Origin of the sequence: Nocardia sp. NPDC050799 (assembly GCF_040654015.1) — a bacterium.
Classification (GTDB): Bacteria; Actinomycetota; Actinomycetes; order Mycobacteriales; family Mycobacteriaceae; genus Nocardia.
On sequence record NZ_JBFAHF010000011.1, the window covers coordinates 144,294 to 168,330 of the forward strand.

Sequence of the window (24,037 nt, forward strand, 5' to 3'; positions counted from 1 at the left end):
GGAGAACTCTGTGAATTCCGCACGTCCCACCGCGCTCCCGGGGATCCCGGCCGCCCTCGGCTCACCCCAGAACAGCACCGGGCCTCGTGTCCCCCTGTACTCCGACGAGATCGCCACCACGCCGCAGCGTGCCTATCAGGATATGCGGCGGCGGTACGGCTCGCTGGTACCGGTCGAACTGGCGCCCGGGGTCCCGGCGACCCTGGTCATCGGCTACCACACCGCGTTGCGGATCCTGAACGATCCCGCGCACTTCCCCGCGGATTCCCGGATCTGGCAGCAGGACGTCCCGCGGGACTGCCCGGTGCGGTCGATGCTGGAGTGGCGTCCGGCCGCCATCCGCAGCACGGGCTCCGAGCACGCGCGCTACCGCCGGGCGACGGTCGCCGGGATCGACGGCGTGGATCTCTTCGGGATGCACAGCACCGTCGAGCAGATCGCGATCCCGCTGATCGACAGCTTCTGCGGCACCGGATCCGCCGAGCTCATCGGCCAGTACGCGTTTCCGCTGACCTTCGCGGTGGTGAACAGCATGCTGGGGTGCCCGGCCGAAATCGGCCAGCGGGCCGCGGCCGGGATGGCCGCGATGTTCGAGGGTGTCGACGCGGAGGCCGGCAATATGATGTTCGGCCGGGCCATGGCGGATCTGGTCGGGTTGAAGCGGTCCCGACCGGGGGACGACGTGGTCACCCGGCTGCTGGCGGATCCGGCCGATCTGAACGACGAGGAGATGCTGCACCAGGTTTTGAGCTTCTACGGCGCGGGGATCGAACCGCTGCAGAACCTGATCGTCAACACCCTGCGGCTGATGCTCACCGACGAACGTTTCGCGGGCGGCATCCTGGGTGGCAGCCTGTCCACCCGGGACGCGCTGGACGAGGTGCTGTTCACCGATCCGCCGCTGTCCAACTATTCGGTCTCGTTCCCGCGGCAGCCGATCCTCATCGAGGGGGTGTGGCTGCCGGCGCATCAGCCCGTGGTGATCAGCATGGCCGGCTGCAACAACGATCCCGCGATCGCTACCGGTGCCTACACCGACAACCGATCGCATCTGTCGTGGAGTATCGGACCGCATTCCTGCCCGGCGAAATCGGTGGCCTACCTGGTGGCGCAGGACGCCATCGATCAGTTGCTGGACGCGCTGCCCGAGATCCGGCTCGCCGTACCGGCCGCCGAACTGACCTGGCGGCCGGGACCGTTCCATCGATCGCTCACCGCGCTGCCGGTGGCGTTTCCCGCGTCCGCGCCGCTGCGGCCCGCGAGCGTGTAGCACGGTGGCGCCGGCGCTCGCGGTGCCGCGCCGGTGCCACGCAGGCACGGTGCTCGGCGGCCGTCGCCACAGTGGGGAGCGCGCCGGTCGGCGCACCGATTATCGTGCAGAGCGAGAAGTTTCGATGTGTGAAGGGTTCGGGTGGTCGAGGTGTCGGTTCGGGAAAAGGGCAGGGCGGCAGGGCTCACCACGCGGATTGCGGGGCACTACCTGCGGGATGTGATCCGCAGAACGTCTCCCACCGAGCTCACCGAGGTACCGGCCGCGCCCGAATTGCTGACCGAACAGTGGCTCACCGCCGCGTTGTGCGCGCAGCATCCGCAGGCGCGGGTGGAGTCGTTCACGCTCACCGCGGGCAGTAACGGCACCTCGTCGCGACGGGGGCTCACCGTCCGGTACAACGAGGCCGGGGTGGCTGCCGGTCTGCCGACCGAGCTGTTCACCAAATCCACCGCGGCGCTGACGATGCGAGTGGTGTGCGGGCTGTGTCAACTGCTGGGGAACGAGTCCGGCTTCTATCGCCACATCAGGCCCGAACTCGAGCTGGAGGCGCCCTGGGCGTATCACGCCGCCTTCGATCCGCGGTCCTTCCGCTCGTTGTTCGTGCTCGAGGATGTCGTGGCCACCAAGGGCGCCACCTTCGGCAACCCGCTCACTCGGGTGCTGGAGAAGGCGATGGCCGAGGACATGGTGGGGCAGCTGGCGATCTATCACGGCGCGTACTGGGACAGCCCGCGGCTGCGCAGTGATTTCGGCTGGTTGCTCACCGGTGCACAGTGGCACACCACCATGAACAACATGATCAATACCGGCCGGATGTTCCGTACCGGGCTCGCGCGCGGCGCCGAGGCGATCCCGCCGGAACTGCGTAACCGGCAGGACGAGCTGTGGCCCGGTCTGTTCCGCGCCATGGCGCTGCACGAGCGCACCCCGCAGACCCTGCTGCACGCCGATGTGCACGCCGGCAACTGGTACGTCACCGGTGACGGCCGGATGGGCCTCTACGACTGGCAGTGCACCCTGCGCGGGAACTGGGCGGCCGACTTCGCGTACGCGATCATGTCCGCGCTGACCGTGGAACAACGCCGGGAATGGGAGCGCGACCTGCTGGAGTACTACCTCGACCGGTTGCGGGCCGCGGGTGGCGCGGCGATCGCGTTCGACGCCGCGTGGTTGCAGTACCGGCAGCAAACCTTCCAGGGCGTTTTCGCCTGGGTCGGCACCCTGGGACAGGGCCGGATGCAGCCCGATATGCAGCCCCGCGATATCAGCCTCGCGAACTTCGAGCGGATCCTGCAGGCAGTAGCGGATCTGGAGTCGCTGGACAGTCTGGCGGAGTAGCCCGCGGGCGCGACCGGCCCGGCTCAGGCCCGGGGCCGGTCGCCGGCGGCCCGGCCGGGGCGGGGTCGGGCACATTCCGCGTATGCGACGGATCTCGTTGTGCTGCTGCCGGATCCGACGTCGGACCGGCTCGAGGTAGCGCTCCGCGTGGCCGAGTGTCAGTTGCTCGGGGGCGCCCCGGCCACCGTCGTAGCCGCTGTCGACGGCGGTGTGCAGGGGGCGAACTCGGCGGTCGAGCGGCGCACCTCCCGGGTGCGCGTAGACCGCCCGCCACGCGGTAGGAGATCTCCGCGCGTGAAAACTCCTTGGTAGGCCGGAAGTGAGCCGGACACGTTCGGGATCGTCCGTATCCGGTGTGTACTCGATGCCCCGGTCCGACACGCCGACGGGAATACCGCCGCGGCGGCCCGGGCGGCGGTCGTCCGCCGGTCGTCCCGGCAGCACCACCGTGGTCCTGCGGCCCTTTGTGGTCGATTAGCGGCAAATATTGTGTTTCCGCTGTTCAGGACTCAGCTTTGTTCGATAGAGTCATGTCGATTCATTGATGTGACGCGCGTGTCGCCGGCTCGGTCACCCGAGGGTGCTTCCGGGGCGCCGCACGTCACCGCATCGCAATGACACGTATCGTTTGGGTAGCGATTGTCATTTTCGTCTCGCTAGCTCTATTGCTGAGTTTGGGTAGTTCTTTACTATGTGTGGAGCTGGACTGTGGCATCTCATATCTATGGGACGCCGCGGGCATAATGGTGACGGTGTATCGGAAGGGTTCGCCCGATCACTGTTCATCGTTCTTCGATCAGCTGTCCTGCATGGGTTTTCAACAGTATTCTGGTAGTCGAGTCTGCTCGTTCGACTGGTTCCGATAGTGGGATCGCTGCGGTTCGGCCTTCGTGGTGGCGGTGTCGCCGGATGCGAGGTCCAGTTCTTAAGCTTTGCTGAGCCTTTACCAATACCATAGCGATGGTTTGAAACTCGGCTCGTTGCCGTGCCGAGGACCTGCTTCACCGCGAGATGCCGGTTCGCGGTCTGTGCCCGACTGGACATGTTGATCGTCAACCGACCTCGGCTCGTGCCGAGTCGGCGAAGGAGACCAATGGCAACCAAGATCCCGAATGCCCATGCGTCACCGCCTGGACCGGGCTCGTCCGTAGCCACGGCCGGGTCCGGATCCCGCTTGCGCTCCGTGGTCCCGGCCTCGATCCTGCGCCATGATGTCCCGGCCTCGATCGTGGTCTTCCTCGTCGCGTTACCACTCTCCATCGGCATCGCGATCGCCTCCGGTGCCCCGGTGGCCGCCGGTCTGATCGCCGCCGTCGTCGGCGGTGTCGTCGGCGGTGCGCTCGGCGGCTCCGCTCTGCAGGTGAGCGGCCCCGCGGCCGGCCTCACCGTGGTCGTCGCCGAATCCATTCATCACTTCGGCTGGCGCGTAACCTGTTTTATTGTCGCCGCAGCCGGTGTGTTGCAGATCCTGTTCGGCTTGAGCCGGGTCGCCCGGGCGGCGCTCGCGGTGGCGCCGGTGGTGGTACACGCCATGCTCGCGGGGATCGGGATCACCATCGCACTCCAGCAGGTTCATATACTGCTCGGTGGCGAATCCGGCAGCGCCGCATGGACGAATATCACCGGCCTGGCGGGCCGGCTCGCCTCCGCGAACGGCCCCGCTGCGCTGCTCGGCGTGGCCGTGATCGTCATCATGCTGGGCTGGAATCGCCTGCCCGTACGGGTCAAGGTGGTGCCCGGGGCGCTGGTGGCCATCGTGGTGGCCACCGGGCTTTCCGTGGTGTTGTCGCTGGACGTGAAGCGGGTCGCGCTGGACGGCTCGCTGTTCGACGCGATCATGTTACCCGCACTGCCACACGGTGATTGGGCCGCCGTTGTCATGATGATCTTCACCGTAGCGCTGATCACCAGTGTGCAGAGTCTGCTGTCGGCCGTCGCGATCGACAAGATGCACACCGGACCGCGGACGGACCTGGATCGCGAGATGATCGGCCTGGGATCGGCGAACGTCCTGACCGGGTTGCTCGGCGGTTTGCCCGTCGCGGGCGTTATCGTGCGCAGTTCCACCAACGTGGCCGCGGGCGCCCGCAGCCGGGCTTCGGCGATCCTGCACGGCGCGTGGATATTGGTGTTCTCGGTGGCCCTGGTGTCGCTGGTGGAGCAGATCCCGCTCGCCGCGCTGGCCGGTCTGCTGATCGTCATCGGAATGCAGCTGGTCAAACTGGCGCATATCCGGCTCGCGCACCGCACCGGCGATCTGCTCGTCTACGTCGCCACCCTGGCGTCAGTGGTTTTCCTGAACCTGCTCGAGGGGGTTCTGATCGGTTTGGCCCTGGCCTTCGCGCTGCTGATCTGGCGGATCGTGCGGGTCGCGGTGACGGCGGAACAGATCGGCGGCACCGATCGCTGGCTCGTGCGGATCGACGGCTCCTGTACTTTCCTTTCCCTGCCGAAACTGTCCACCACCTTCGCCGAGGTCCCGCCGGGGGTCGCGGTGACGGTGGAGCTCACTGTGGACTTCCTCGATCATGCCGCCTACGACGCGATCACCGACTGGGCGCGGCAGCACGAGAGTAACGGCGGCACTGTCGATTTCGTGGAAATCGGTTCCTCTCGGATGGCGCACGTCACGGATGCTCCGCCGTCGCGCGGGATGGGCCGGGTCGCGCTCGCCGATGTCCTCGGGCCGTGGCGGTTGCATCGCAACGGTTCGTCGATGGGACCGGATGACAGTGGTGATCCGCTGGCCAGCGGTATCGCCGCCTACCATCGCAGCCGTGCGCATTTGGTGCGATCCCATCTGGACGAGTTGCGTGACGGGCAGGATCCGGATTCCTTCTTCCTGACCTGCTCGGATTCACGGATCGTGCCGAATGTGATCACCCACAGCGGGCCGGGTGATCTGTTCACGGTGCGCAATGTGGGCAATCTGGTGCCCGAGCACGACGCCTCGGTGGAGGCGGCGCTGGCCTTCGCGCTCGAGAAACTCAGTGTTCGCACGGTGGTGGTCTGCGGCCATTCGTGCTGCGGGGCCATGGGCGCCCTGTACTCGGGTGAGTCGGCGGGTCCGGGTATCGACCGGTGGCTCGAGTACGGTCGGCCGAGCCTGGAGCGTTATCGGGCCGGACATGTGGTGGGCGCCGCGGCGGAGTCGGCCGGTTTCGGTCCGGTCGAGCAGCTGAGCATGGTGAATATCGCGGTGCAGCTGGAGAATCTGCGGCGGCATCCGTCGGTCCGCCGAGCGATCGAGGAACGTGGGCTCACCGTCTCCGGTCTGTTCTTCGATATCGCCAGTGCTCGGCTGATCGAGGTGGGTGTGGACGGGATTGCTTCCATCGAGGACTCGGACGGGCTGCTGGCGCAATTGCAGCGCGGACCGGCGTCGATGGGGACGGTATGAGCATGGTTGCGGCCCCCCGTTCCGGTGCTGCCGGTCGAGTCTTGATTCTCTGCGAGACAATTGGTTTCGGCAGTGATGTCGGTCATGACGCGATCGGGCCGACATGGTCGCGCGCGTTATCGCCAGCGGTGGGGGTGCCTTCTCAGGCTTTGATAAGTCATTACCCTTACTATGGCAACGGTTTACAACTCGGCCCGTTGGTGTGCCGAGTACCCACTTCACCGCGAGTTGCCGGTTCGCGGTCTGTGTCCGAGCGGACACGTTGATCGTCAACCGACCTGGCCCGTGCCGAGTCGGCGAAGGAGAACGATGGGCACCCAGAGCACGAATTCCCCAGAATCAGTTACTGATTCGGGCCCGGACGGGCGCGAGCCCCCCGGGTCCGGGCGCAAACCCACCCCGACCTGGCCGGCCTCGATCCTGCGCCATGATGTCCCGGCCTCGATCGTGGTCTTTCTCGTTGCGTTACCGCTGTCCATCGGTATCGCGATCGCCTCCGGCGCCCCGGTGGCCGCCGGGCTCATCGCCGCGGTGATCGGTGGTGTGGTCGCCGGCGCCCTCGGCGGCTCCGCTCTGCAGGTGAGCGGCCCGGCCGCGGGCCTCACCGTGATCGTCGCCGAATCGATCAGCCAATTCGGCTGGCGCGTAACCTGTTTCATCGTCGCGGCGGCCGGTGTCCTGCAGATCCTGTTCGGATTGAGCCGGATCGCCCGGGCGGCACTGGCGGTGGCGCCGGTGGTGGTGCACGCCATGCTCGCCGGAATCGGCATCACCATCGCGCTGCAACAGTTGCACGTACTGCTCGGTGGTGAATCCAACAGCACCGCGTGGACCAACATCACCGACCTGCCCGCGCAGCTGGCCGCGCTGCACGGGCCGGCCGTCATCCTCGGCGCCGTCGTCATCGTCATCATGCTCGGCTGGAAGTACCTCCCGGAACGGATCAGGGTCGTCCCCGGCGCCCTGGCCGCGATCGTGGTGGCCACGGTGCTGTCGCTGGTGTTCTCGCTCGACGTCAAGCGGGTCACCATCGACGGTTCGCTGTTCGATGCGATCGGGCTGCCCGAATTGCCCCGCAGCGACTGGGCCGGGGTCGTGGTGATGATCCTGACCTTCGCGCTCATCGCCAGTGTGGAGAGCCTGTTGTCGGCCGTGGCGATCGACAAGATGCATACCGGACCGCGGGCCGACTTCGACCGCGAAATGCTCGGCCAGGGTTCGGCGAACGTCCTGTCCGGCCTGCTCGGTGGCTTGCCCGTCACCGGCGTCATCGTGCGCAGCTCCACCAACGTCGCGGCCGGTGCGCGCAGCCGTGCCTCGGCCGTACTGCACGGTGTCTGGCTGCTGATCTTCTCGGTGGCCCTGGTGTCGCTGGTCGAACAGATCCCGCTCGCCGCCCTGGCCGGCCTGCTCATCGTCATCGGCGTACAGCTGGTCAAACTGGCGCATATCCGGCTCGCCCACCGCACCGGCGATCTCCTCGTCTATGTGGTGACCCTGGCCGCGGTGGTCTTCCTGAACCTGCTCGAGGGGGTTCTGATCGGTTTGGCCCTGGCCTTCGCGCTCCTGCTCTGGCGGGTCGTACGGGTCACGATCACCGCCGAACCGCTCGGTGGCACCGATCGCTGGCTGATCCAGGTCGACGGATCGTGCACGTTCCTGTCGCTGCCGAAACTGTCGTCCACCTTCGCGAAGGTCCCGCCGGGTATCCCGGTGACCGTGGAGATGACGGTCGACTTCCTCGATCACGCCGCCTACGACGCGATCACCGACTGGGCGCGTCAGCACGAGAGCAACGGTGGCACTGTCGATTTCGTGGAGATCGGTGCCGCGCGGATGGCGAACGTGGGGACGGCACCGCCTTCGCGCAGTATGAGCCGGGTCGCCCTCGACGGTGTCCTCGGGCCCTGGCAGGTGGATCGCAACGGTTCGTCCAACGGTTCGGGTGACAGTGGTGATCCGCTGGTCAGCGGTATCGCCGCCTACCACCGCAGCCACGCGCATCTGGTGCGGCCGCATCTGGACGAGCTGCGTGACGGGCAGGATCCGGATTCCTTCTTCCTGACCTGCTCGGATTCACGGATCGTGCCCAATGTGATCACCAACAGCGGGCCGGGCGATCTGTTCACCGTGCGCAATGTGGGCAATCTGGTGCCCGAGCACGGTGACGCGTCGGTGGAGGCGGCGCTGGTCTTCGCGCTGGAGAAGCTGAATGTCCGATCCGTGGTGGTCTGCGGTCACTCCTCCTGTGGGGCCATGGGTGCGCTGCACTCCGGCGAACCCGCGGGCCCGGGCATCGACCGCTGGCTCGAATACGGCCGGCCGAGCCTGGAGAGCTACCGGGCCGGGCATGTGGTCGGCCGCGCCGCCGAGGCCGCCGGTTTCGGTCCGGTGGAGCAGTTGAGCATGGTCAATATCGCGGTGCAGCTGGAGAACCTGCGGCGACATCCGTCGGTCCGCCGGGCCGCCGACGAACGCGGACTCACCGTCTCCGGTCTGTTCTTCGATATCGCCAGCGCACGGGTCATCGAAGTCCGCCTCGACGGCATCGCCCCCATCGAGGATAACGACGAGTTATTGGCGCAGTTTCAGCGGGAACCGGCGCAGTCCGCCCGGTGACGCGCCGGAACGTGACCCGTCCGGGTGCCCCGGGCGGGTCACGTCCGCGCTCTCGTCCCACGGCGCCTCGTAGGCTGGTACCCGTGGAAAGTCGTTCCGATTCCGTCGCGGATCATCCCGCGGCCGAGGCCGGTGTGCCCGGGGAGGCCACCGAGCCCGAGTCCGGGCACCGGTCCGGTCCCGCATTCTGGCGCGCCTACCGGGACCGGATCGCGCGGCGCCCTACGCTCGAGCTCGTCTACCGAGTCGGGGTGGCGGTCGTCGGCACCGCGGTGTTAGTCGTCGGGGTGATCACCATTCCGTTCCCCGGTCCGGGCTGGGCACTGGTGTTCGCCGGTATCGGCATCCTGGCCACCGAATTCGCGGTGGCGCGGCGGGCGCTGGTGTGGTTGCGGGACAAGTACCGGCGCGGGATGGCCTGGTACATCTCCCGCGGGCCGGTCATGCAGGTGATCGCCTTCCTGGCGACGTGTGCGCTGGTCGTGGCCACCCTGTGGGTACTCGGGACGTTCGGATTGGTCGGTGACTGGATCGGAGTCGATTGGCCGTGGTTGCGCAGCCCCCTGATGTCGTGACGCCGGTGAGCGGCCGGATGCTCACCGACGAATCGTGGCTGGCGGCTCGAATAGCGGATCTCGGCGCGTCCTGGCGTACCGATTCGATGCGGGTGAGCGCGACGCTGTGGTGGTGTATGACGGCCTCGGCGCTGGTCGAACAGGTGGTGCGGGCGCTGGCACAGCGGCGTCCGATTCCGGCACCCACCCTGGAGCGGCTCACGCTGACCCTGCGCGCCGACGGGTCGGTCGAACGGGTAGAGATCGACGAGGCCGGGTGGCACGCGGCGGGCGCGGACTCCGGGATCGAGGCCACCGAGGCCGATATCGCGGTGACCTTGCGGGAGACCGTCACCACGGTGATCGACTGCCTCACCGCGGTGTCGGGTGTCCGGGGACCGGCGCTGTGGGCGGTGGTCACCGATGTGGTGGGGAGCTGGGCCGTCGATGCCGGGCAACCCCCGATCGGCCGGCGGCTGGCCGAGGCGATCGGCACGGCACTGCCCGAACCCCGTTTCGTCGAGGTCGCCGGGCGCACCTTCGTCCGCCGCGCCTCCTGCTGCCTGGTGTACGAGGCGCCGGGCTGCGAGAAATGCGTCAGCTGCCCCAAGCGCCGTCCCCACGAGCGTGAAGCGCTGCTCGCGGACTACGCGCGGCGGGGGTGAGGAGCCGGTTCCGGCACCGGCCGGGCGTTCGAGCGGGCACGGCGAGCGACCTCGTCCGGTCCATCGACACGCGTTCCCGGCTGTGCCGATAGCATGGTCGCGGCCGGGCTGTGCCCGGTCACCGACAGACGGATCGAGCCGTCGACGAACCGGAACGAGCCGGAGTGATGCGGGCGATCCGTTGCCCGAACGAGCCGAACCGTAACCGGCCACAGATACCCGAGGAGAGCGCCACCGTGACCACCACAGCCCCCCGCAGCCCAGCCACCCTCGTCCGGGTGCCTGCCGGGACGACGGCGGGTGCCGCGGTGCGTGAGGCGGGCCTGCCGGCCAAAGGCCCCGATACCGTGGTCGTCGTTCGCGACGCCGCGGGACAGTTGCGCGACCTCTCCTGGGCACCGGAACTCGAGACAGAGGTCACCCCGGTCGCCGCGAACACCGAGGACGGCCGCAGCGTGATCCGCCATTCGGCCGCCCATGTGCTGGCCCAGGCGGTGCAGCAGGAGTTTCCTGAGGCCGTGCTGGGTATCGGCCCGCCGATCAAGGACGGCTTCTACTACGACTTCCGGGTCGAGCGCCCGTTCACCCCTGAGGATCTGGCCCGGCTGGAGTCCCGGATGAAGAAGATCGTCAAGGGCGCGCAGCGGTTCTCCCGCCGCGTCGTCGAGGTGGACCAGGCGCGGATCGAACTCGCGCGGGAACCATTCAAACTCGAACTGATCGGCGACAAATCCGGGATCGACGATCCGGAGATCATGGAGGTCGGCGGTAACGAGCTGACCATCTACGACAATCTCGACCCACGGACCGGCGAGCGGGTGTGGGGCGATCTGTGCCGGGGTCCGCACATCCCCACCACCAAGTTCATCCCGGCCTTCAAGCTGACCCGCAGTTCGGCCGCGTACTGGCGCGGTGACCAGAACCGGGAAGGCCTGCAGCGCATCTACGGCACCGCCTGGGAATCGACCGAGGCGCAGGACGAGTACCTGCACATGCTCGCCGAGGCCGAGAAGCGCGACCATCGCAAATTGGGCCTGGAACTCGACCTGTTCTCCTTCCCGGACGAACTGGGTTCCGGTCTGCCGGTGTTCCATCCCAAGGGTGGCATCATCCGTAAGGAGATGGAGGACTACTCGCGTCAGCAGCATGTGGCGGCGGGCTACGAGTTCGTCAACACCCCGCACATCACCAAGGCGCATCTGTTCGAGACCTCCAAGCACCTCGAGTGGTACGCCGACGGGATGTACCCGCCCATGCACCTGGACGCCGAACTCAATGAGGACGGCACCGTGCGCAAGCCGGGGCAGGACTATTACCTCAAGCCGATGAACTGCCCGATGCACAACCTGATCTACCGGTCCCGGGGCCGGTCGTACCGGGAACTCCCGCTGCGGCTGTTCGAATTCGGTTCGGTGTACCGGTACGAGAAGTCCGGGGTCGTACACGGTCTCACCCGGGCCCGCGGTTTCACCCAGGACGACGCGCACCTGTACTGCACCCAGGAGCAGGTGGTCGAGGAACTGACCGGCACCCTGCGGTTCGTGCTCGACCTGCTGAAGGCCTACGGTCTGGACGATTTCTACCTGGAACTGTCCACCAAGGATCCGGACAAGTACGTCGGCTCCGACGAACTGTGGGACGAGGCCACCGAGACCCTGCGCCAGGTGGGGGAGGCGTCCGGTCTGGAACTGGTGCCGGATCCCGGGGGTGCCGCCTTCTACGGTCCGAAGATCTCGGTGCAGACCCGCGACGCGCTCGGCCGCAACTGGCAGATGTCGACCATCCAGCTGGATTTCTTCGAACCGGATCTGTTCGAGCTCGAGTACACCGCCTCCGACGGCGCCAAGAAGCGGCCGGTGATGATCCACCGGGCCCTGTTCGGCTCGATCGAACGCTTCTTCGGCGTCCTCACCGAGCACTACGCGGGTGCGTTCCCGGCCTGGCTGGCGCCGGTGCAGGTCGTCGGCATCCCGGTGGCCGATACCTTCGTCCCGCACCTGGACGCGGTGGTGACGCGGCTGCGCGCGGCCGGGGTCCGGGCCGAGGTCGATCGCGGTGACGACCGGATGCAGAAAAAGATTTTCAACCACACGGCGCAGAAAGTGCCGTTCATGCTGCTGGCCGGCGCGCGGGATGTGGAGGCCGGCGCGGTGAGCTTCCGGTTCCGGGACGGCACCCAGGTCAACGGAGTACCGGTGGACGATGCGGTGCGAGTGGTCGCGGAGTGGATCCGCCGCCGCGACAATTCCTCGCCCACCGCGGACACGGTTCGCGCCCTGGTGGACAGCGAAGGCGGTGCGCCCGAGTGACACCGGGTCCGTCCGGGCGGGGAAAGGGTATGGAGCATGAGTGAGCGCACGGCGCCGGACGAGCTGACCGAGGAGTCGGGCGCGACCCCGGAGCGGTCCGGCGAGATCGTGGATCGCGGTGCGGGCGAACCGGACCGGTTGCAGCGGCTGTGGACGCCGTATCGGATGTCCTATATCGCGGAGGCCGCGACCACGGCCCCCAAGGGCGCGACCGGGCATCCGTTCACCGATATCCCCACCATGTCCGACGAGGACGGTCTGGTCATCGCCCGCGGCGAGCAGGTGTACGCGGTGCTGAACCTGTACCCCTACAACCCGGGGCACATGATGGTGGTGCCCTATCGCCGGGTCGCGAACCTGGAGGATCTCACCGCCGCCGAATCCGCCGAACTGATGGAGTTCACGCAGCGGGCCATCCGGACGATGAAGAAGGTGTCCCGGCCGCACGGCTTCAATGTCGGACTCAACCTGGGGGGTGTCGCGGGCGGCTCGCTCGCCGACCATCTGCACCAGCACATTGTGCCGCGCTGGGGTGGTGACGCGAACTTCATCACCGTGATCGGAGGCGCGAAGGTGATGCCGCAGCTGCTGCGCGAGACCCGGGCGCTGCTCGCGTCGGCCTGGGAGGAGGCGTAGATGAGCGACGCCGTGCCAGGCGCGCGCGCCGGAGCCGGGCGGGTGCGGGTGACCTACCGGGCAGAGCAGGAGGGGTAGGTGCTGAGCATTATCGGCCGGGCGACCTTCGCCAAGGCCACCGCGCCGCTGGGCAGGGCACTGGTCGGCACCGGCCTCACCCCCGACGCGGTCACCCTCATCGGCACCGCCGCCTCGATCGCCGCCGCGGTCACCCTGTTTCCCACCGGGCATTTGTTCTGGGGAACCATACTCATCTGGCTGTTCGTCATGTTCGACATGCTCGACGGCGCGATGGCCCGGGCCCGGGGCGGTGGGACCCGCTACGGGGCGGTGCTCGACGCGACCTGCGACCGCATTGCCGATGGCGCCATCTTCGGTTCGCTGGCCTGGTGGGCGGTCTACCACGAACAGAGCAGGCCGCTGTTCGTGGCCACCCTGGCCGTCCTGGTGACCTCGCAGGTCATCTCCTACGCCAAGGCCCGGGCCGAGGCCAGCGGGCTGTCCGCCGACGGCGGCCTGATCGAACGCCCGGACCGGCTGGTGATCGTGCTGGTGGGTGCCGGGCTCACCGGGATCGGCGGGCACTGGGGTATCGAATGGCTCACCTGGGCCGTGCACGTGGCGATGTGGGTTCTGGCCGTACTCAGCATCGTGACGGTGGGCCAGCGGGTGCTGGCGGTGCGCAATTCACCCGGGGCCCGCGAGATCCTGGACAGCACGAACAACAAGGGAACGGAGCGGCCGTCGTGAGCAGGTGGCGGGCGACCGCGAGCGATCGCGGATACGCCGCGGGCTGGCGGCTGGTGCGCGCCCTCCCGGATCGGGCGGCGCGCACACTGTTCGACCGGGGTGCGGATTTCGCGGCCCGCAAGGGCGGGCCGGTCCAGTTGCGCCGCAATCTGGCCCGGGTGGTCGGGATGCCCGCGGAAGCCGTATCCGACGAACTCGTCCGGGCGAGTACGCGTTCCTACGCCCGCTACTGGCGGGAGGCGTTCCGGCTACCGACGATGGATCACGCCGAACTGGTGCGGTCGGGCCGGATCACGGTGATCGGCCGGGAACACCTGGACGCCGCGCTGGCCCGCGGTCGCGGAGTGGTGTTCGTGCTGCCGCATTCGGGTAACTGGGATATGGCCGGTACCTGGCTGGTCCAGAACTACGGGACGTTCACCACCGTCATGGAACGGCTGAAACCGGAATCGCTGTTCGAACGGTTCGTCGCCTACCGGGAGAGTCTCGGCTTCGAGGTGTTCCCGCTGACCGGCGGCGAGCAGCCGCCGTTCACCGCGCTGGTGCAGCGGTTGCGCGACAACAAGATCGTCTGCCTGATGGGGGAGCGCGACCTCACCGGCCGCGGTGTCCCGGTCACCTTCTTCGGCGAACGGACCTGGATGCCCGCCGGAGCGGCCGCGCTTGCCGTGGAAACCGGTGCCGCGCTCATGCCGGTACACGTCTCGTTCACCGTGGACGACCGCGGCCGGGAGAGCTGGGTGGTCCGTACCCGGGAGCCCCTGGACGTCACGGACGGTGTCGCGGCCGCGACGCAGGCGCTGGCGGATTGTTTCGCCGCCGGTATCGCCGAGCACCCGGCCGACTGGCATATGTTGCAGCCGCTGTGGGAAACGGATCTGTCCGAGGCCCGGCTGGACCGTATCCACACCGAACAGGCGCGACGCGAGACGTATTCGATCGAAACCGGTGGAGACCGCGCCCCATGAGAATCGGCATGGTCTGTCCCTACTCGTTCGACGTACCGGGCGGCGTGCAGGCGCATGTGGTGGAGCTCGCGCAGGTCTTCCTGGAACGCGGGCACAAAGTGAGTGTGCTGGCGCCCGCCTCCGAGACGACCGAGCTTCCCGATTTCGTCGTCTCGGCCGGGCGCGCGGTGGCGATCCCGTACAACGGCTCGGTGGCCCGGCTCTCCTTCGGGCCGACCGCCTACACCCGGATCCGCCGGTGGATCGAGAGCAACGAGTTCGACGTCCTGCACATCCACGAACCGAACGCGCCCAGTCTGTCCATGCTGGCCCTGAAGATCGCCGAGGGCCCGATCGTGGCCACCTTCCACACCTCCACCACGAAGTCCCTGATACTGGCGACATTTCAGGGTGTGCTGCGGCCGTATCACGAGAAGATCAGCGGCCGGATCGCGGTATCGGAACTGGCCCGTCGCTGGCAGGTGGAGGCGCTCGGTTCCGACGCGGTGGAGATCCCGAACGGGGTCGATGTGCAGGCGTTCGCCCGCGCCCCGCGGCTGCCCGGCTATCCGCGGCCGGGCGGCACCGTCCTTTTCCTCGGACGCTACGACGAGCCGCGTAAGGGGATGCAGGTCCTGCTGGGGGCCCTCCCGGCCCTCGTCGCGCGCCATCCCGAGGTGGAGGTCCTGGTCGTCGGCCGCGGTGACGAGGAACGTCTGCGCCGGGAGGCCGGTCCGTGCGCCCGGCACCTGCGCTTTCTCGGCCAGGTCTCGGATGCGGAGAAAGCCTCGGCCCTGCGCAGCGCCGATGTCTACGTGGCACCGAATCTGGGTGGGGAGAGTTTCGGGATCATTCTCATCGAGGCCATGGCCGCCGGGACCGCCGTGGTGGCCAGCGGACTGGATGCCTTCCGGCGGGTCCTGCGCGACGGCGCCGCCGGGTTGCTGGTGCCGATCGGTGACGCCACGGCTCTGGCGGACGCCCTGGACACGGTGCTCACGGACGGGGTCCGGCGCGGCGCTCTGGTGCGTACGGCGACCCAGGTGGTCGGCACCTACGACTGGCCGGTGGTGGCCGAACAGATCCTGCGGGTCTACGAAACCGTGGTGGTCGGTGACCTGCGGGTCCGGGTGGCCGGATGATCACCTTCTCCGCGACCACGGTTCTCGTTCTCGCGTTCGTCGCCGCTCTCGTGGTCGCACTCGGGGTGTGGGCCTATTCCGCCGCCAACCGGCTCGACCGCCTGCATGTGCGCACCGATCTGGCCTGGCACGCCCTGGAGGCGGCGCTGGCCCGCCGGGCCGTGGTGGCCCGGGCGGTGGCGACGTCGCTGTCCGGTGCGCACGCCGGCCCGGAGCCCGATACGGCCGAGTCCGCCCGGCGGCTCACCGCACTGGCCGACCGTGCCGAGCGCGCCGGCCGCGAAGACCGGGAAACCGTGGAGAACCAGCTGGCGGCCGCCCTGTCGGCCGTCGATATCGCCAAGCTGCCGACTCAGCAGGTCGCCGAACTGGCCGATGCCGAAGCCCGGGTGCTCATCGCCCGCCGCTTCCACAACGACGCCGTGCGCGACACCCTCGCGCTGCGGACCCGCCGCCCGGTGCGCTGGCTGCACCTGGGCGGTACCGCCCCCATCCCGACCTACTTCGAGATCGCCGAACGGGCTACTCCCGCGGCCTCCACCGGACTGGAGGTCGACACCACGCGGGTCTCGGCGCGGGTGGCCCTGCTCGACGAACAGGACCGGATCCTGCTCATGCGCGGCCACGATCCGCTGGCTCCGGAGGTGTCGTTCTGGTTCACCGTCGGCGGCGGGGTGGAACCGGGGGAGAGTCTGCGCGAAGCCGCGGTGCGCGAGGTGTACGAGGAAACCGGGCTCATCGCCGATCCGGCCGCCCTGCGCGGCCCGATCTGGCGGCGGGTCGCGGTTTTCCCCTTCAACGGCGATCTGATCCGGTCCGAGGAACTGTTCTTCGCGTTGCGGGTACCGCGATTCGAACCCGATGCGGCCGATCTGACCCACGTCGAGCAACGCTCCATCACCGGTAACCGGTGGTGCGGCCCGGACGAGATCAGGGCCCAGGTCGCCGCAGGGGAGATGGTGTATCCGTACCAGTTGGACGAACTGCTCGCGGAAGCCTCGGCCGCGGCCGACGCCGCGGGCGATCCGGAGGTTCGCTCCATTCGGTGAATGTGACCGGGCTCACTGGCGTGATAGGGTCGCAGACGGTTTGACACGCCGAGGATGTGTCGATTCGGTGTGTGGAGGTGAGTACGTGTCCTATATCCTGTTCGATTACCTGTTGCCGATTCTGGGTCCCGGCGCCGCCGAGTACTGGGCGAAGCTGCTGGTGGTCGATCCGATCTGAATCGGTTCGCAGCGCCCCGCCGGGCCGGTGTCACACCGGTCCGGCGGCGCCGTTTTCCGGTCCAGTAGCCGGAGGTCGCCGGTACATCGCAGGTGGTGGCCAGGCCAGTGTGCGTCAACTGGCTATGAAGCCGGTTTGTCGCCCCACCTAGAATCGTGGTGTTCATCGACGATCCCCACCTGGCAACAGACACAGGAGCTGCCGTGACCACGCCCGAGACCACCCAGACCCCCGACGCGACCCGCGAGGCCGGTACCGCCCGCGTGAAGCGCGGTATGGCCGAGATGCTCAAGGGCGGGGTGATCATGGACGTCGTCACCCCGGAGCAGGCCAAGATCGCCGAGGATGCCGGCGCCGTCGCGGTGATGGCGCTCGAGCGGGTACCGGCCGATATCCGCGCCCAGGGCGGGGTGTCCCGGATGAGCGACCCGGACATGATCGACGGGATCATCGAGGCGGTCTCCATCCCGGTGATGGCCAAGGCCCGGATCGGGCATTTCGTGGAGGCGCAGGTGCTGCAGAGCCTCGGTGTCGACTACATCGACGAATCCGAGGTCCTCACTCCCGCCGACTACGCCAACCACATCGACAAGTGGAATTTCACGGTGCCGTTCGTCTGTGGCGCCACCAACCTCGGTGAGGCGCTTCGCCGGATCACCGAGGGCGCGGCCATGATCCGCTCCAAGGGCGAGGCGGGTACCGGCGATGTCTCCAACGCCACCACGCATATGCGCAAGATCCGGCAGGAGATCACCCGGCTGACCTCCCTGCCCACCGACGAGCTGTTCGTCGCCGCCAAGGAACTCCAGGCGCCCTACGAACTGGTGAAGGAGATCGCCGAAACCGGGAAACTGCCCGTCGTGCTGTTCACCGCCGGCGGTATCGCCACTCCGGCCGACGCGGCCATGATGATGCAGCTCGGCGCCGAGGGCGTTTTCGTCGGCTCGGGCATCTTCAAGTCCGGCAACCCGGCGCAGCGCGCGAGCGCGATCGTCAAGGCGACCACCTTCTACGACGACCCCGATGTGCTCGCCAAGGTCTCGCGTGGACTGGGCGAGGCGATGGTCGGTATCAATGTCGACGAGATCCCGCAGCCGCACCGGCTGGCCGAACGCGGTTGGTGATCGGCGCGCAGAACTGCGCGCCGTCCCTGTGCCGGGCGTGCGCCGGTGGCCTCGATCCGGTGTGATCCACTGATCGTCACCTATGTCGCGGGCGCGAGTGACACGGATCGGCGCCCGGTCCATGGAGATGATCGCTCGGTCAGCCTGTGCCGGTCCGCAGGGCGGGGCGGTCGGGATGGTCCCAGCGCACGAAGTACTCCGCTGTCCCGGTGTGTACACGATCGTGGGCGAGCAGCGCCGGCACGGTCCAGGCATCGTCGTCCGGGGTGCCGCGGGCGAGCGCGGCCGCGCTGAGGTCGAGGCGAACAGTGCGATCGAAGGGCAGGCCGCGACCCAGCAGCATGGGGCCCGCCACGAACAGCACGGTCCCGGGCAGCGCGGTGCGCCGGCGGCCCCGCGCGGAGCGATCGGCGGCCTCGTCCCACAGCGCGGGTAGCCAGGTACCGGTGTGGTGCATCGCATCGAGTACTTCGCGCCGCAGCGCCGAATAGTCGAACCAGCCTGTGCGATACGAGTTCTCGTCGCGGCCGAACTCCATTCGCAGCGAGGCGGGCCGGACGTAATCGTGCAGCGATACCGTTTCCGCGGGCCGTCCGTCCGCCCGCACCCGCTCGGCGGCGCGTCCCGCGAACCCGAGCGGGCACGCCGCGTCGGCGCCGTCGACACCGACCACCCGGTACCCGTCCAGCGTCCGCAGGTCCCGGGTCACCAGTTCGGTGAGAGCGTCGGGTGTGGTCGGAGTGAAACGCGGCACCGGACCATCACAGCAGGTCCGGCCGGGCGGTCGGTGACGGGGATTACCCGTGACCGGATCGTGGAAAAACGGGGACCCGGGATAATCTCGGCGGATGGCGACTATCGAAGAGGCACTGGAGATCGAACGCCTCGAGCGGGATATCTTCCGCGGCGCGTCCACCAAGACCCAGCTGCCGCGTACGTTCGGCGGCCAGGTGGCGGGCCAGGCGCTGGTGTCGGCGGTGCGCACGGTGGAGCCACGGTTCCAGGTCCATTCGCTGCACGGCTACTTCTTGCGGCCCGGCAATCCCGAGGCGCCCACCGTCTACCTGGTGGACCGGATCCGCGACGGTCGCTCCTTCTGCACCCGCCGGGTCACCGGTGTGCAGGACGGTGACGCGATATTCACCATGTCGGCCTCCTTCCACCTCGGGGACGAGGGTCCGTCGCATCAGGACGAGATGGCCGATGTGGCACCGCCGCACGATCTTCCCGATGCCAAGACCAGCATGGATCCGGAGCGGCTGTGGGCCATGCGGGAATGGGAGCACTGGGATATCCGCCCGGTGCCGCAGGATCAGGTGACCCGGCGGCCCGGTGTGGTCTCCCCGCAGCAGGTGTGGTTCCGCTACCGGCATCCGCTGCCCGACGATCCGCTGTTCCATGTGTGCACGCTCGCCTATATGAGCGATATGACGCTGCTCGGCTCCTCCAAGGTCACCCATCCCGACGAGCCCACCCAGAACGCTTCGCTCGACCACGCGATGTGGTTCCTGCGCCCGTTCCGTACCGACGACTGGTTGCTCTACGACCAGTCGTCGCCGTCGGCCGGGTTCGGCCGGGCCCTGACCGGCGGGAAGATCTTCGATCGCGGCGGCCGGCTGGTGGCCGCGGTGGTGCAGGAGGGGCTGATCCGGACACTGCGTTCCTAGCCGGGACGGTTTGCGGCCGCCGGGTGTCCGTCCGGGACCGGCGTGACCCCGGGCACACCGGTCCGGCTCGTAAGCTCGCACACGTGAACGAGTCTGCGGTGTCCCCGGAAGTGGCGGCCGCACCGGATGCCGGTGCCGCGCCCGACCAGCCCACCATCGGCGTGCTGGCCCTGCAAGGCGATGTCCGGGAACATATCGCGGTGCTCGCCGAATGCGGTGCCCGCCCGGTCCTGGTCCGCCGCCCGGACGAGCTGGCCGCCGTCGACGCGCTGGTTCTGCCCGGCGGGGAATCCACGGCGATCAGCAAACTGCTCGAGATCTTCGAACTACTCGAACCGTTGCGCGCCCGGCTACGCGCCGGGATGCCGGCGTTCGGGTCCTGCGCCGGGATGATCCTGCTGGCGAGCGAGGTGCTCGACACCCGCGCCGATGCGAAGCATCTCGACGGAATCGATATGACGGTGCGCCGCAACGCTTTCGGGCGTCAGGTCGACTCGTTCGAAACCGATATCGATTTCGCCGGGCTGCCCGGCGACCCGGTCCGGGCGGTGTTCATCCGCGCGCCGTGGGTCGAACGGGCCGGTGACGAGGTGGAGGTGCTGGCCCGGGTGCCGAGCGGCCCGGCCGCCGGCCGGATCGTCGCCGTCCGGCAGGGCCGCGTGGTGGCCACGGCCTTCCACCCGGAAGTCACCGGTGATCACCGTGTGCACCGAATGTTCGTCGATCTGGTCCGTGGCGTAGCGTTGTCGAGCGATACCGTGCCATCGACCTGAAGGAAGTAGGGAATGAGCGGCCACTCCAAATGGGCCACCACCAAGCACAAGAAGGCGGCGATCGATGCTAAGCGTGGCAAGCTCTTCGCCAAGCTGATCAAGAACATCGAGGTGGCGGCCCGGACCGGCGGTGGCGATCCGGAAGGCAACCCGACGCTGTTCGACGCCATCCAGAAGGCCAAGAAATCGTCGGTTCCCAACGACAATATCGAGCGGGCACGTAAACGCGGCGGCGGCGAGGAAGCCGGCGGCGCCGACTGGCAGACCATCATGTACGAGGGCTACGGCCCCAATGGTGTCGCCGTCCTGATCGAATGCCTCACCGACAACCGCAACCGGGCTGCCGGTGAGGTGCGCGTCGCCATGACCCGCAACGGCGGAAACATGGCCGATCCGGGATCGGTGTCCTACCTGTTCCACCGCAAGGGCATCGTCACCCTGGAGAAGAACGGTCTGTCCGAGGACGATGTGCTGACGGCGGTGCTGGACGCCGGCGCCGAGGAGGTCAACGACCTCGGTGAATCCTTCGAGATCATCAGCGAGCCAGGCGACCTGATCGAGGTCCGGAAGGCGCTGCAGTCCGCCGATATCGACTACGACTCCGCCGAATCCGGTTTCCAGCCGTCGGTGAGCGTCGCGGTCGACGCGGACGGCGCCCGCAAGGTGTTCAAACTGGTCGACGCGCTGGAGGACAGTGACGACGTCCAGAACGTCTACACCAATGTCGACATCTCCGACGAGGTGCTGGCCGAACTGGACGCCGACTAACTGTACCGACCCGCGAGTGCGGTGTAGTGATCCCGCAGGGCGGGGTAGTAGTCGTCGAAGTCGGGGTGTCGCGCATCCGTGCGCGACGCCCCGAGCGCGTCCAGGTAGTAATCCCAGCCCGGCCCGATCTCGGGCAGCTGTTCGGGCGAAACCAGGTGGTGGACGAAGACGAGCTCGGTCAGCTTCTCGTGTTCGGTGAGCGTGACCTCGAGATGCCAGCTGCCGTGCTCGTCGACGGCGCGCAGGGCGAGGCGACGCGGCGGGTCGCACACGTCGATGGTGTACTCGCTCCACGGCTGTCCCGCTTCGTAGGACAACCGCACCCGTATCGTCCGGCCCGGTCCGGGGTCGCCCTGCCACGGGCCGAACCAGCGGGCGGTGCGCTCGGATTCGGTGATACTGGCCCATACGTCCGCGATGGGTGCGCGATAGGTCCGGGTGAGGACCAGATCGTGGCCGGCCGGTGTGTTCTCCAGGCGTCCGGTGGGACGGATGGTCATGCCGAGTTCTCCTCGTTGTCGGTAGTTTCCGGGGCGCCCGAAGAGGGCGGCCCCTGCTGCGCTCGGGCGGTGGTGGACCTGCGCTCGCGCCGTGTCCGGTGGACCTCGGTGGCCAGCGCGTCCAGCCGGTGTTCCCACGCGGCCGGTTCTTCCAGAGCGGCGAGCCAGGTGCGCAGCTCGCGCAGTGGTGTGGTGTCGAGGGCGTAGTAGCGCTGCCGCCCCACCAGTTCGTCACGGACCAGGCCGCTGTCGCGCAGCACCCGCAGGTGCCGGCTGATCGCGGGCCGGCTGATGGGGAACCGGGCGGCGATCGCGCCCGCGGTATGCCGGGTGCCGCGCAGCATCTCCAAGATCTCCCGTCGTATCGGGTCGGCGATCGCCGCGGCCACCTCGTCCACGGGGCAAAGCGTAACCAGTTGGTTACCCTTTGTCCAGGGGGCTGCTTCGTGGCACGTCACGGACGAGGGGCGGCGGTGCCGGGCATGCGGGTATCGATCGAGGGAGCGCGGGCGTGCCACCGGAGGAGGGGCGGCGGGCGGCGGCACAATGGCGGCATGGTCGCTGTGACTCTCGTGCCCGGGGATATCACCGAGCAGCAGGTCGACGCGGTGGTCAATGCCGCCAACTCGGAGCTGCTCGGCGGTGGGGGCGTGGACGGTGCGATACACCGGCGCGGGGGACCCGCGATCCTGGCCGAATGCCGGCGGCTACGGGAGACCGACTACCCCCGCGGACTGCCCACCGGGCAGGCGGTGGCGACCACGGCCGGTGACCTGCCGGCCCGGTGGGTCATCCATACGGTCGGTCCGGTGTGGTCGGCCCGCGGCGACCGCGCGGCGCAACTCGCCCCGCTGCTGGCCTCCTGCTACCGCGAGTCGCTGCGGGTCGCGGACGAACTGGGCGCGCGGACGGTTGCTTTCCCGGCGATCTCCACCGGGGTGTATCGCTGGCCGATGGACGACGGCGCCCGGATCGCGATCGACACCGTCCACGCCACCGCGACCCGGGTCGAGGAAGTGCGGTTCGTGCTGTACGACGCCGCCGCGTACGACATCTTCGCAGCGCAGCTGGGTCGCTGAGCCCCCGGTGACCCGGGCCCGTGTCCCTGGCGCCCGGATACCCGGTCCTGCACTAGACTTCGAACAACTGTTCGTTCTGGGAAGGGATTCGTCGGTGCGGGTGATGGGCGTCGACCCCGGGCTCACCCGGTGTGGGGTGAGCATGGTCGAAGGGGGCGCGGGGCGCACCGTGCGGGCGATCGCGGTGGATGTGGTCCGCACACCGGCCGATATGGACCTGGCCCGGCGACTGCTGCGAATCTCCGACGCCGCCGAGGAGTGGATGGACACCCACCGCCCCGAGGTGGTGGCGATCGAGCGGGTGTTCGCGCAGCACAATGTGCGCACCGCCATGGGCACCGCGCAGGCGGGCGGGGTCATCGCACTGGCGGCCGCGCGGCGCGAAATCCCGGTCATGTTCCATACTCCCAGTGAGGTGAAGGCGGCCGTCACCGGCAACGGTGCTGCGGACAAGAGACAGGTGACCGCCATGGTCACCCGGATTCTCGGGCTCGCGACCCCGCCGAAACCGGCCGATGCCGCCGACGCGCTGGCGCTCGCCATCTGCCACTGCTGGCGGGCGCCGCTGCTGGAGCGGATGGCACGGGCCGAAGCCCTGGCCGAACGGGCCCGGCAGCAGTACACACAACGACTGGAACAGCAGCGGAAGGCGGTACGCGGGTGATCGCGTCCATACGTGGCGAAGTCCTCGAACTCGCCCTCGATCATGCGGTGCTGGAGGCATCGGGCGTCGGATACCAGCTCAACGCCACCCCCGCGACCCTGGCCGGTCTCACCCGCGGCGCGGAGGCCACGCTGTTCACCGCGTTGATCGTGCGTGAGGACTCGATGACCCTCTACGGGTTCGCCGACACCGAGTCGCGCGATCTGTTCGGTCTGTTGCAGACCGTGTCCGGGGTGGGGCCGCGGCTGGCCATGGCGGTGCTCGCGGTGCTGGAACCCGAGGCGCTGCGCAAGGCGCTGGCCGCGGGCGATATCGCGACCCTCACCCGGGTGCCGGGCATCGGCAAGCGCGGGGCCGAGCGGATGGTGGTGGAACTGCGGGACAAGGTGAACCTGGTTCCTGTTCCGGCGGACCGCGCGGCCGCTGTCGCGCCGGTATCCACGCCGGTCCGCGATCAGGTGGTGGAGGCGCTCAGCGGCCTGGGATTCCCGCTGAAACAGGCCGAACCCGCTGTGGACGCGGTATTGGCGGAGAATCCCGACGCGGGTAATTCGGCCGCATTGCGCGCCGCGCTCGGGATGCTGGGCAGGAATCGCTAGGCC

The 24,037-nt window shown here is 68.4% G+C and carries 22 protein-coding genes; 19 read left to right on the forward strand and 3 right to left on the reverse strand.

Annotated elements, in window-relative coordinates; genetic code table 11:
• Positions 1–10 precede the first annotated feature (10 nt).
• The 13 genes from AB0H42_RS14145 (at position 11) to pdxS (ending at position 17,984) form a co-directional block, all read left to right on the forward strand.
• On the forward strand, positions 11–1,270 hold the full coding sequence (locus tag AB0H42_RS14145) for a cytochrome P450 (RefSeq protein ID WP_357054925.1): 1,260 nt from the start codon (positions 11–13) through the stop codon (positions 1,268–1,270).
• Between the two features lie 150 nt (positions 1,271–1,420).
• Positions 1,421–2,611, forward strand: coding sequence for an aminoglycoside phosphotransferase family protein (locus AB0H42_RS14150; protein ID WP_357054928.1), 1,191 nt, complete (start codon positions 1,421–1,423; stop codon positions 2,609–2,611).
• Between the two features lie 1,093 nt (positions 2,612–3,704).
• Positions 3,705–6,011 carry a SulP family inorganic anion transporter gene (locus tag AB0H42_RS14155; RefSeq protein WP_357054931.1) on the forward strand — a complete coding sequence of 769 codons (2,307 nt, stop codon included), beginning with the start codon at positions 3,705–3,707 and terminating at the stop codon, positions 6,009–6,011.
• A 309-nt stretch (positions 6,012–6,320) separates the two neighbouring features.
• The gene (locus AB0H42_RS14160; RefSeq protein WP_357054934.1) at positions 6,321–8,630 is read left to right on the forward strand and encodes a SulP family inorganic anion transporter; all 2,310 of its coding nucleotides are present in this window, start codon (positions 6,321–6,323) and stop codon (positions 8,628–8,630) included.
• 209 nt (positions 8,631–8,839) lie between these two features.
• A complete protein-coding gene (locus AB0H42_RS14165; RefSeq protein WP_357055108.1) occupies positions 8,840–9,205 on the forward strand; it encodes a TIGR02611 family protein in 366 nt (121 codons plus the stop codon).
• Positions 9,178–9,849, forward strand: a complete 672-nt coding sequence (locus AB0H42_RS14170; RefSeq protein ID WP_357054938.1) for a (2Fe-2S)-binding protein — start codon at positions 9,178–9,180, stop codon at positions 9,847–9,849. The genes AB0H42_RS14165 and AB0H42_RS14170 overlap by 28 nt, the downstream gene beginning before the upstream one ends.
• A 236-nt stretch (positions 9,850–10,085) precedes the next feature.
• On the forward strand, positions 10,086–12,158 hold the full coding sequence (thrS, locus tag AB0H42_RS14175) for a threonine--tRNA ligase (protein ID WP_357054941.1): 2,073 nt from the start codon (positions 10,086–10,088) through the stop codon (positions 12,156–12,158).
• A gap of 36 nt (positions 12,159–12,194) precedes the next feature.
• Complete coding sequence (locus AB0H42_RS14180) at positions 12,195–12,794, forward strand: HIT domain-containing protein (protein WP_357054944.1); 600 nt, start codon at positions 12,195–12,197, stop codon at positions 12,792–12,794.
• A gap of 78 nt (positions 12,795–12,872) precedes the next feature.
• Positions 12,873–13,544, forward strand: a complete 672-nt coding sequence (gene pgsA, locus AB0H42_RS14185) for a phosphatidylinositol phosphate synthase (protein ID WP_357054947.1) — start codon at positions 12,873–12,875, stop codon at positions 13,542–13,544.
• Positions 13,541–14,512 (forward strand): phosphatidylinositol mannoside acyltransferase, encoded by a 972-nt coding sequence (locus AB0H42_RS14190; protein ID WP_357054950.1) that lies wholly within the window; start codon positions 13,541–13,543, stop codon positions 14,510–14,512. The genes pgsA and AB0H42_RS14190 overlap by 4 nt, the downstream gene beginning before the upstream one ends.
• Positions 14,509–15,633, forward strand: coding sequence for a glycosyltransferase family 4 protein (locus tag AB0H42_RS14195; protein WP_357054953.1), 1,125 nt, complete (start codon positions 14,509–14,511; stop codon positions 15,631–15,633). The genes AB0H42_RS14190 and AB0H42_RS14195 overlap by 4 nt, the downstream gene beginning before the upstream one ends.
• Positions 15,633–16,682, forward strand: a complete 1,050-nt coding sequence (locus AB0H42_RS14200) for an NUDIX hydrolase (RefSeq protein WP_357055111.1) — start codon at positions 15,633–15,635, stop codon at positions 16,680–16,682. The genes AB0H42_RS14195 and AB0H42_RS14200 overlap by 1 nt, the downstream gene beginning before the upstream one ends.
• 381 nt (positions 16,683–17,063) lie before the next feature.
• Positions 17,064–17,984 (forward strand): pyridoxal 5'-phosphate synthase lyase subunit PdxS, encoded by a 921-nt coding sequence (gene pdxS / locus AB0H42_RS14205; protein WP_083872722.1) that lies wholly within the window; start codon positions 17,064–17,066, stop codon positions 17,982–17,984.
• Between the two features lie 139 nt (positions 17,985–18,123).
• Here the strand turns inward: pdxS and AB0H42_RS14210 are convergent, their stop codons facing one another.
• Positions 18,124–18,738 (reverse strand): hypothetical protein, encoded by a 615-nt coding sequence (locus AB0H42_RS14210; RefSeq protein WP_357054957.1) that lies wholly within the window; start codon positions 18,736–18,738, stop codon positions 18,124–18,126.
• A 94-nt stretch (positions 18,739–18,832) separates the two neighbouring features.
• Between AB0H42_RS14210 and AB0H42_RS14215 the strand changes: the two genes are divergently transcribed.
• The 3 genes from AB0H42_RS14215 to AB0H42_RS14225 all read left to right on the forward strand — a co-directional run bounded on the left by AB0H42_RS14215 (position 18,833) and on the right by AB0H42_RS14225 (position 21,192).
• Positions 18,833–19,651: an acyl-CoA thioesterase II gene (locus AB0H42_RS14215; protein WP_357054960.1), complete on the forward strand. Its 819-nt coding sequence runs from the start codon at positions 18,833–18,835 to the stop codon at positions 19,649–19,651.
• A 110-nt stretch (positions 19,652–19,761) separates the two neighbouring features.
• Positions 19,762–20,424 carry a pyridoxal 5'-phosphate synthase glutaminase subunit PdxT gene (gene pdxT / locus AB0H42_RS14220; protein ID WP_357055114.1) on the forward strand — a complete coding sequence of 221 codons (663 nt, stop codon included), beginning with the start codon at positions 19,762–19,764 and terminating at the stop codon, positions 20,422–20,424.
• Between the two features lie 12 nt (positions 20,425–20,436).
• On the forward strand, positions 20,437–21,192 hold the full coding sequence (locus AB0H42_RS14225) for a YebC/PmpR family DNA-binding transcriptional regulator (RefSeq protein ID WP_357054963.1): 756 nt from the start codon (positions 20,437–20,439) through the stop codon (positions 21,190–21,192).
• Here AB0H42_RS14225 and AB0H42_RS14230 read toward each other — a convergent pair.
• Positions 21,189–21,692 carry an SRPBCC family protein gene (locus tag AB0H42_RS14230; RefSeq protein WP_357054966.1) on the reverse strand — a complete coding sequence of 168 codons (504 nt, stop codon included), beginning with the start codon at positions 21,690–21,692 and terminating at the stop codon, positions 21,189–21,191. The two genes, AB0H42_RS14225 and AB0H42_RS14230, sit on opposite strands and share 4 nt — an antisense overlap.
• Positions 21,689–22,090: a metalloregulator ArsR/SmtB family transcription factor gene (locus tag AB0H42_RS14235; protein WP_357054970.1), complete on the reverse strand. Its 402-nt coding sequence runs from the start codon at positions 22,088–22,090 to the stop codon at positions 21,689–21,691. The genes AB0H42_RS14230 and AB0H42_RS14235 overlap by 4 nt, the downstream gene beginning before the upstream one ends.
• Positions 22,091–22,246: 156 nt before the next feature.
• Here AB0H42_RS14235 and AB0H42_RS14240 point away from each other — a divergent pair, with 156 nt between their 5' ends.
• The 3 genes from AB0H42_RS14240 (at position 22,247) to ruvA (ending at position 24,034) form a co-directional block, all read left to right on the forward strand.
• On the forward strand, positions 22,247–22,771 hold the full coding sequence (locus tag AB0H42_RS14240; RefSeq protein WP_357054973.1) for an O-acetyl-ADP-ribose deacetylase: 525 nt from the start codon (positions 22,247–22,249) through the stop codon (positions 22,769–22,771).
• A 94-nt stretch (positions 22,772–22,865) separates the two neighbouring features.
• Positions 22,866–23,435 (forward strand): crossover junction endodeoxyribonuclease RuvC, encoded by a 570-nt coding sequence (gene ruvC / locus AB0H42_RS14245; RefSeq protein ID WP_357054976.1) that lies wholly within the window; start codon positions 22,866–22,868, stop codon positions 23,433–23,435.
• A complete protein-coding gene (gene ruvA / locus AB0H42_RS14250; RefSeq protein WP_357054979.1) occupies positions 23,432–24,034 on the forward strand; it encodes a Holliday junction branch migration protein RuvA in 603 nt (200 codons plus the stop codon). The genes ruvC and ruvA overlap by 4 nt, the downstream gene beginning before the upstream one ends.
• Positions 24,035–24,037 lie beyond the last annotated feature (3 nt).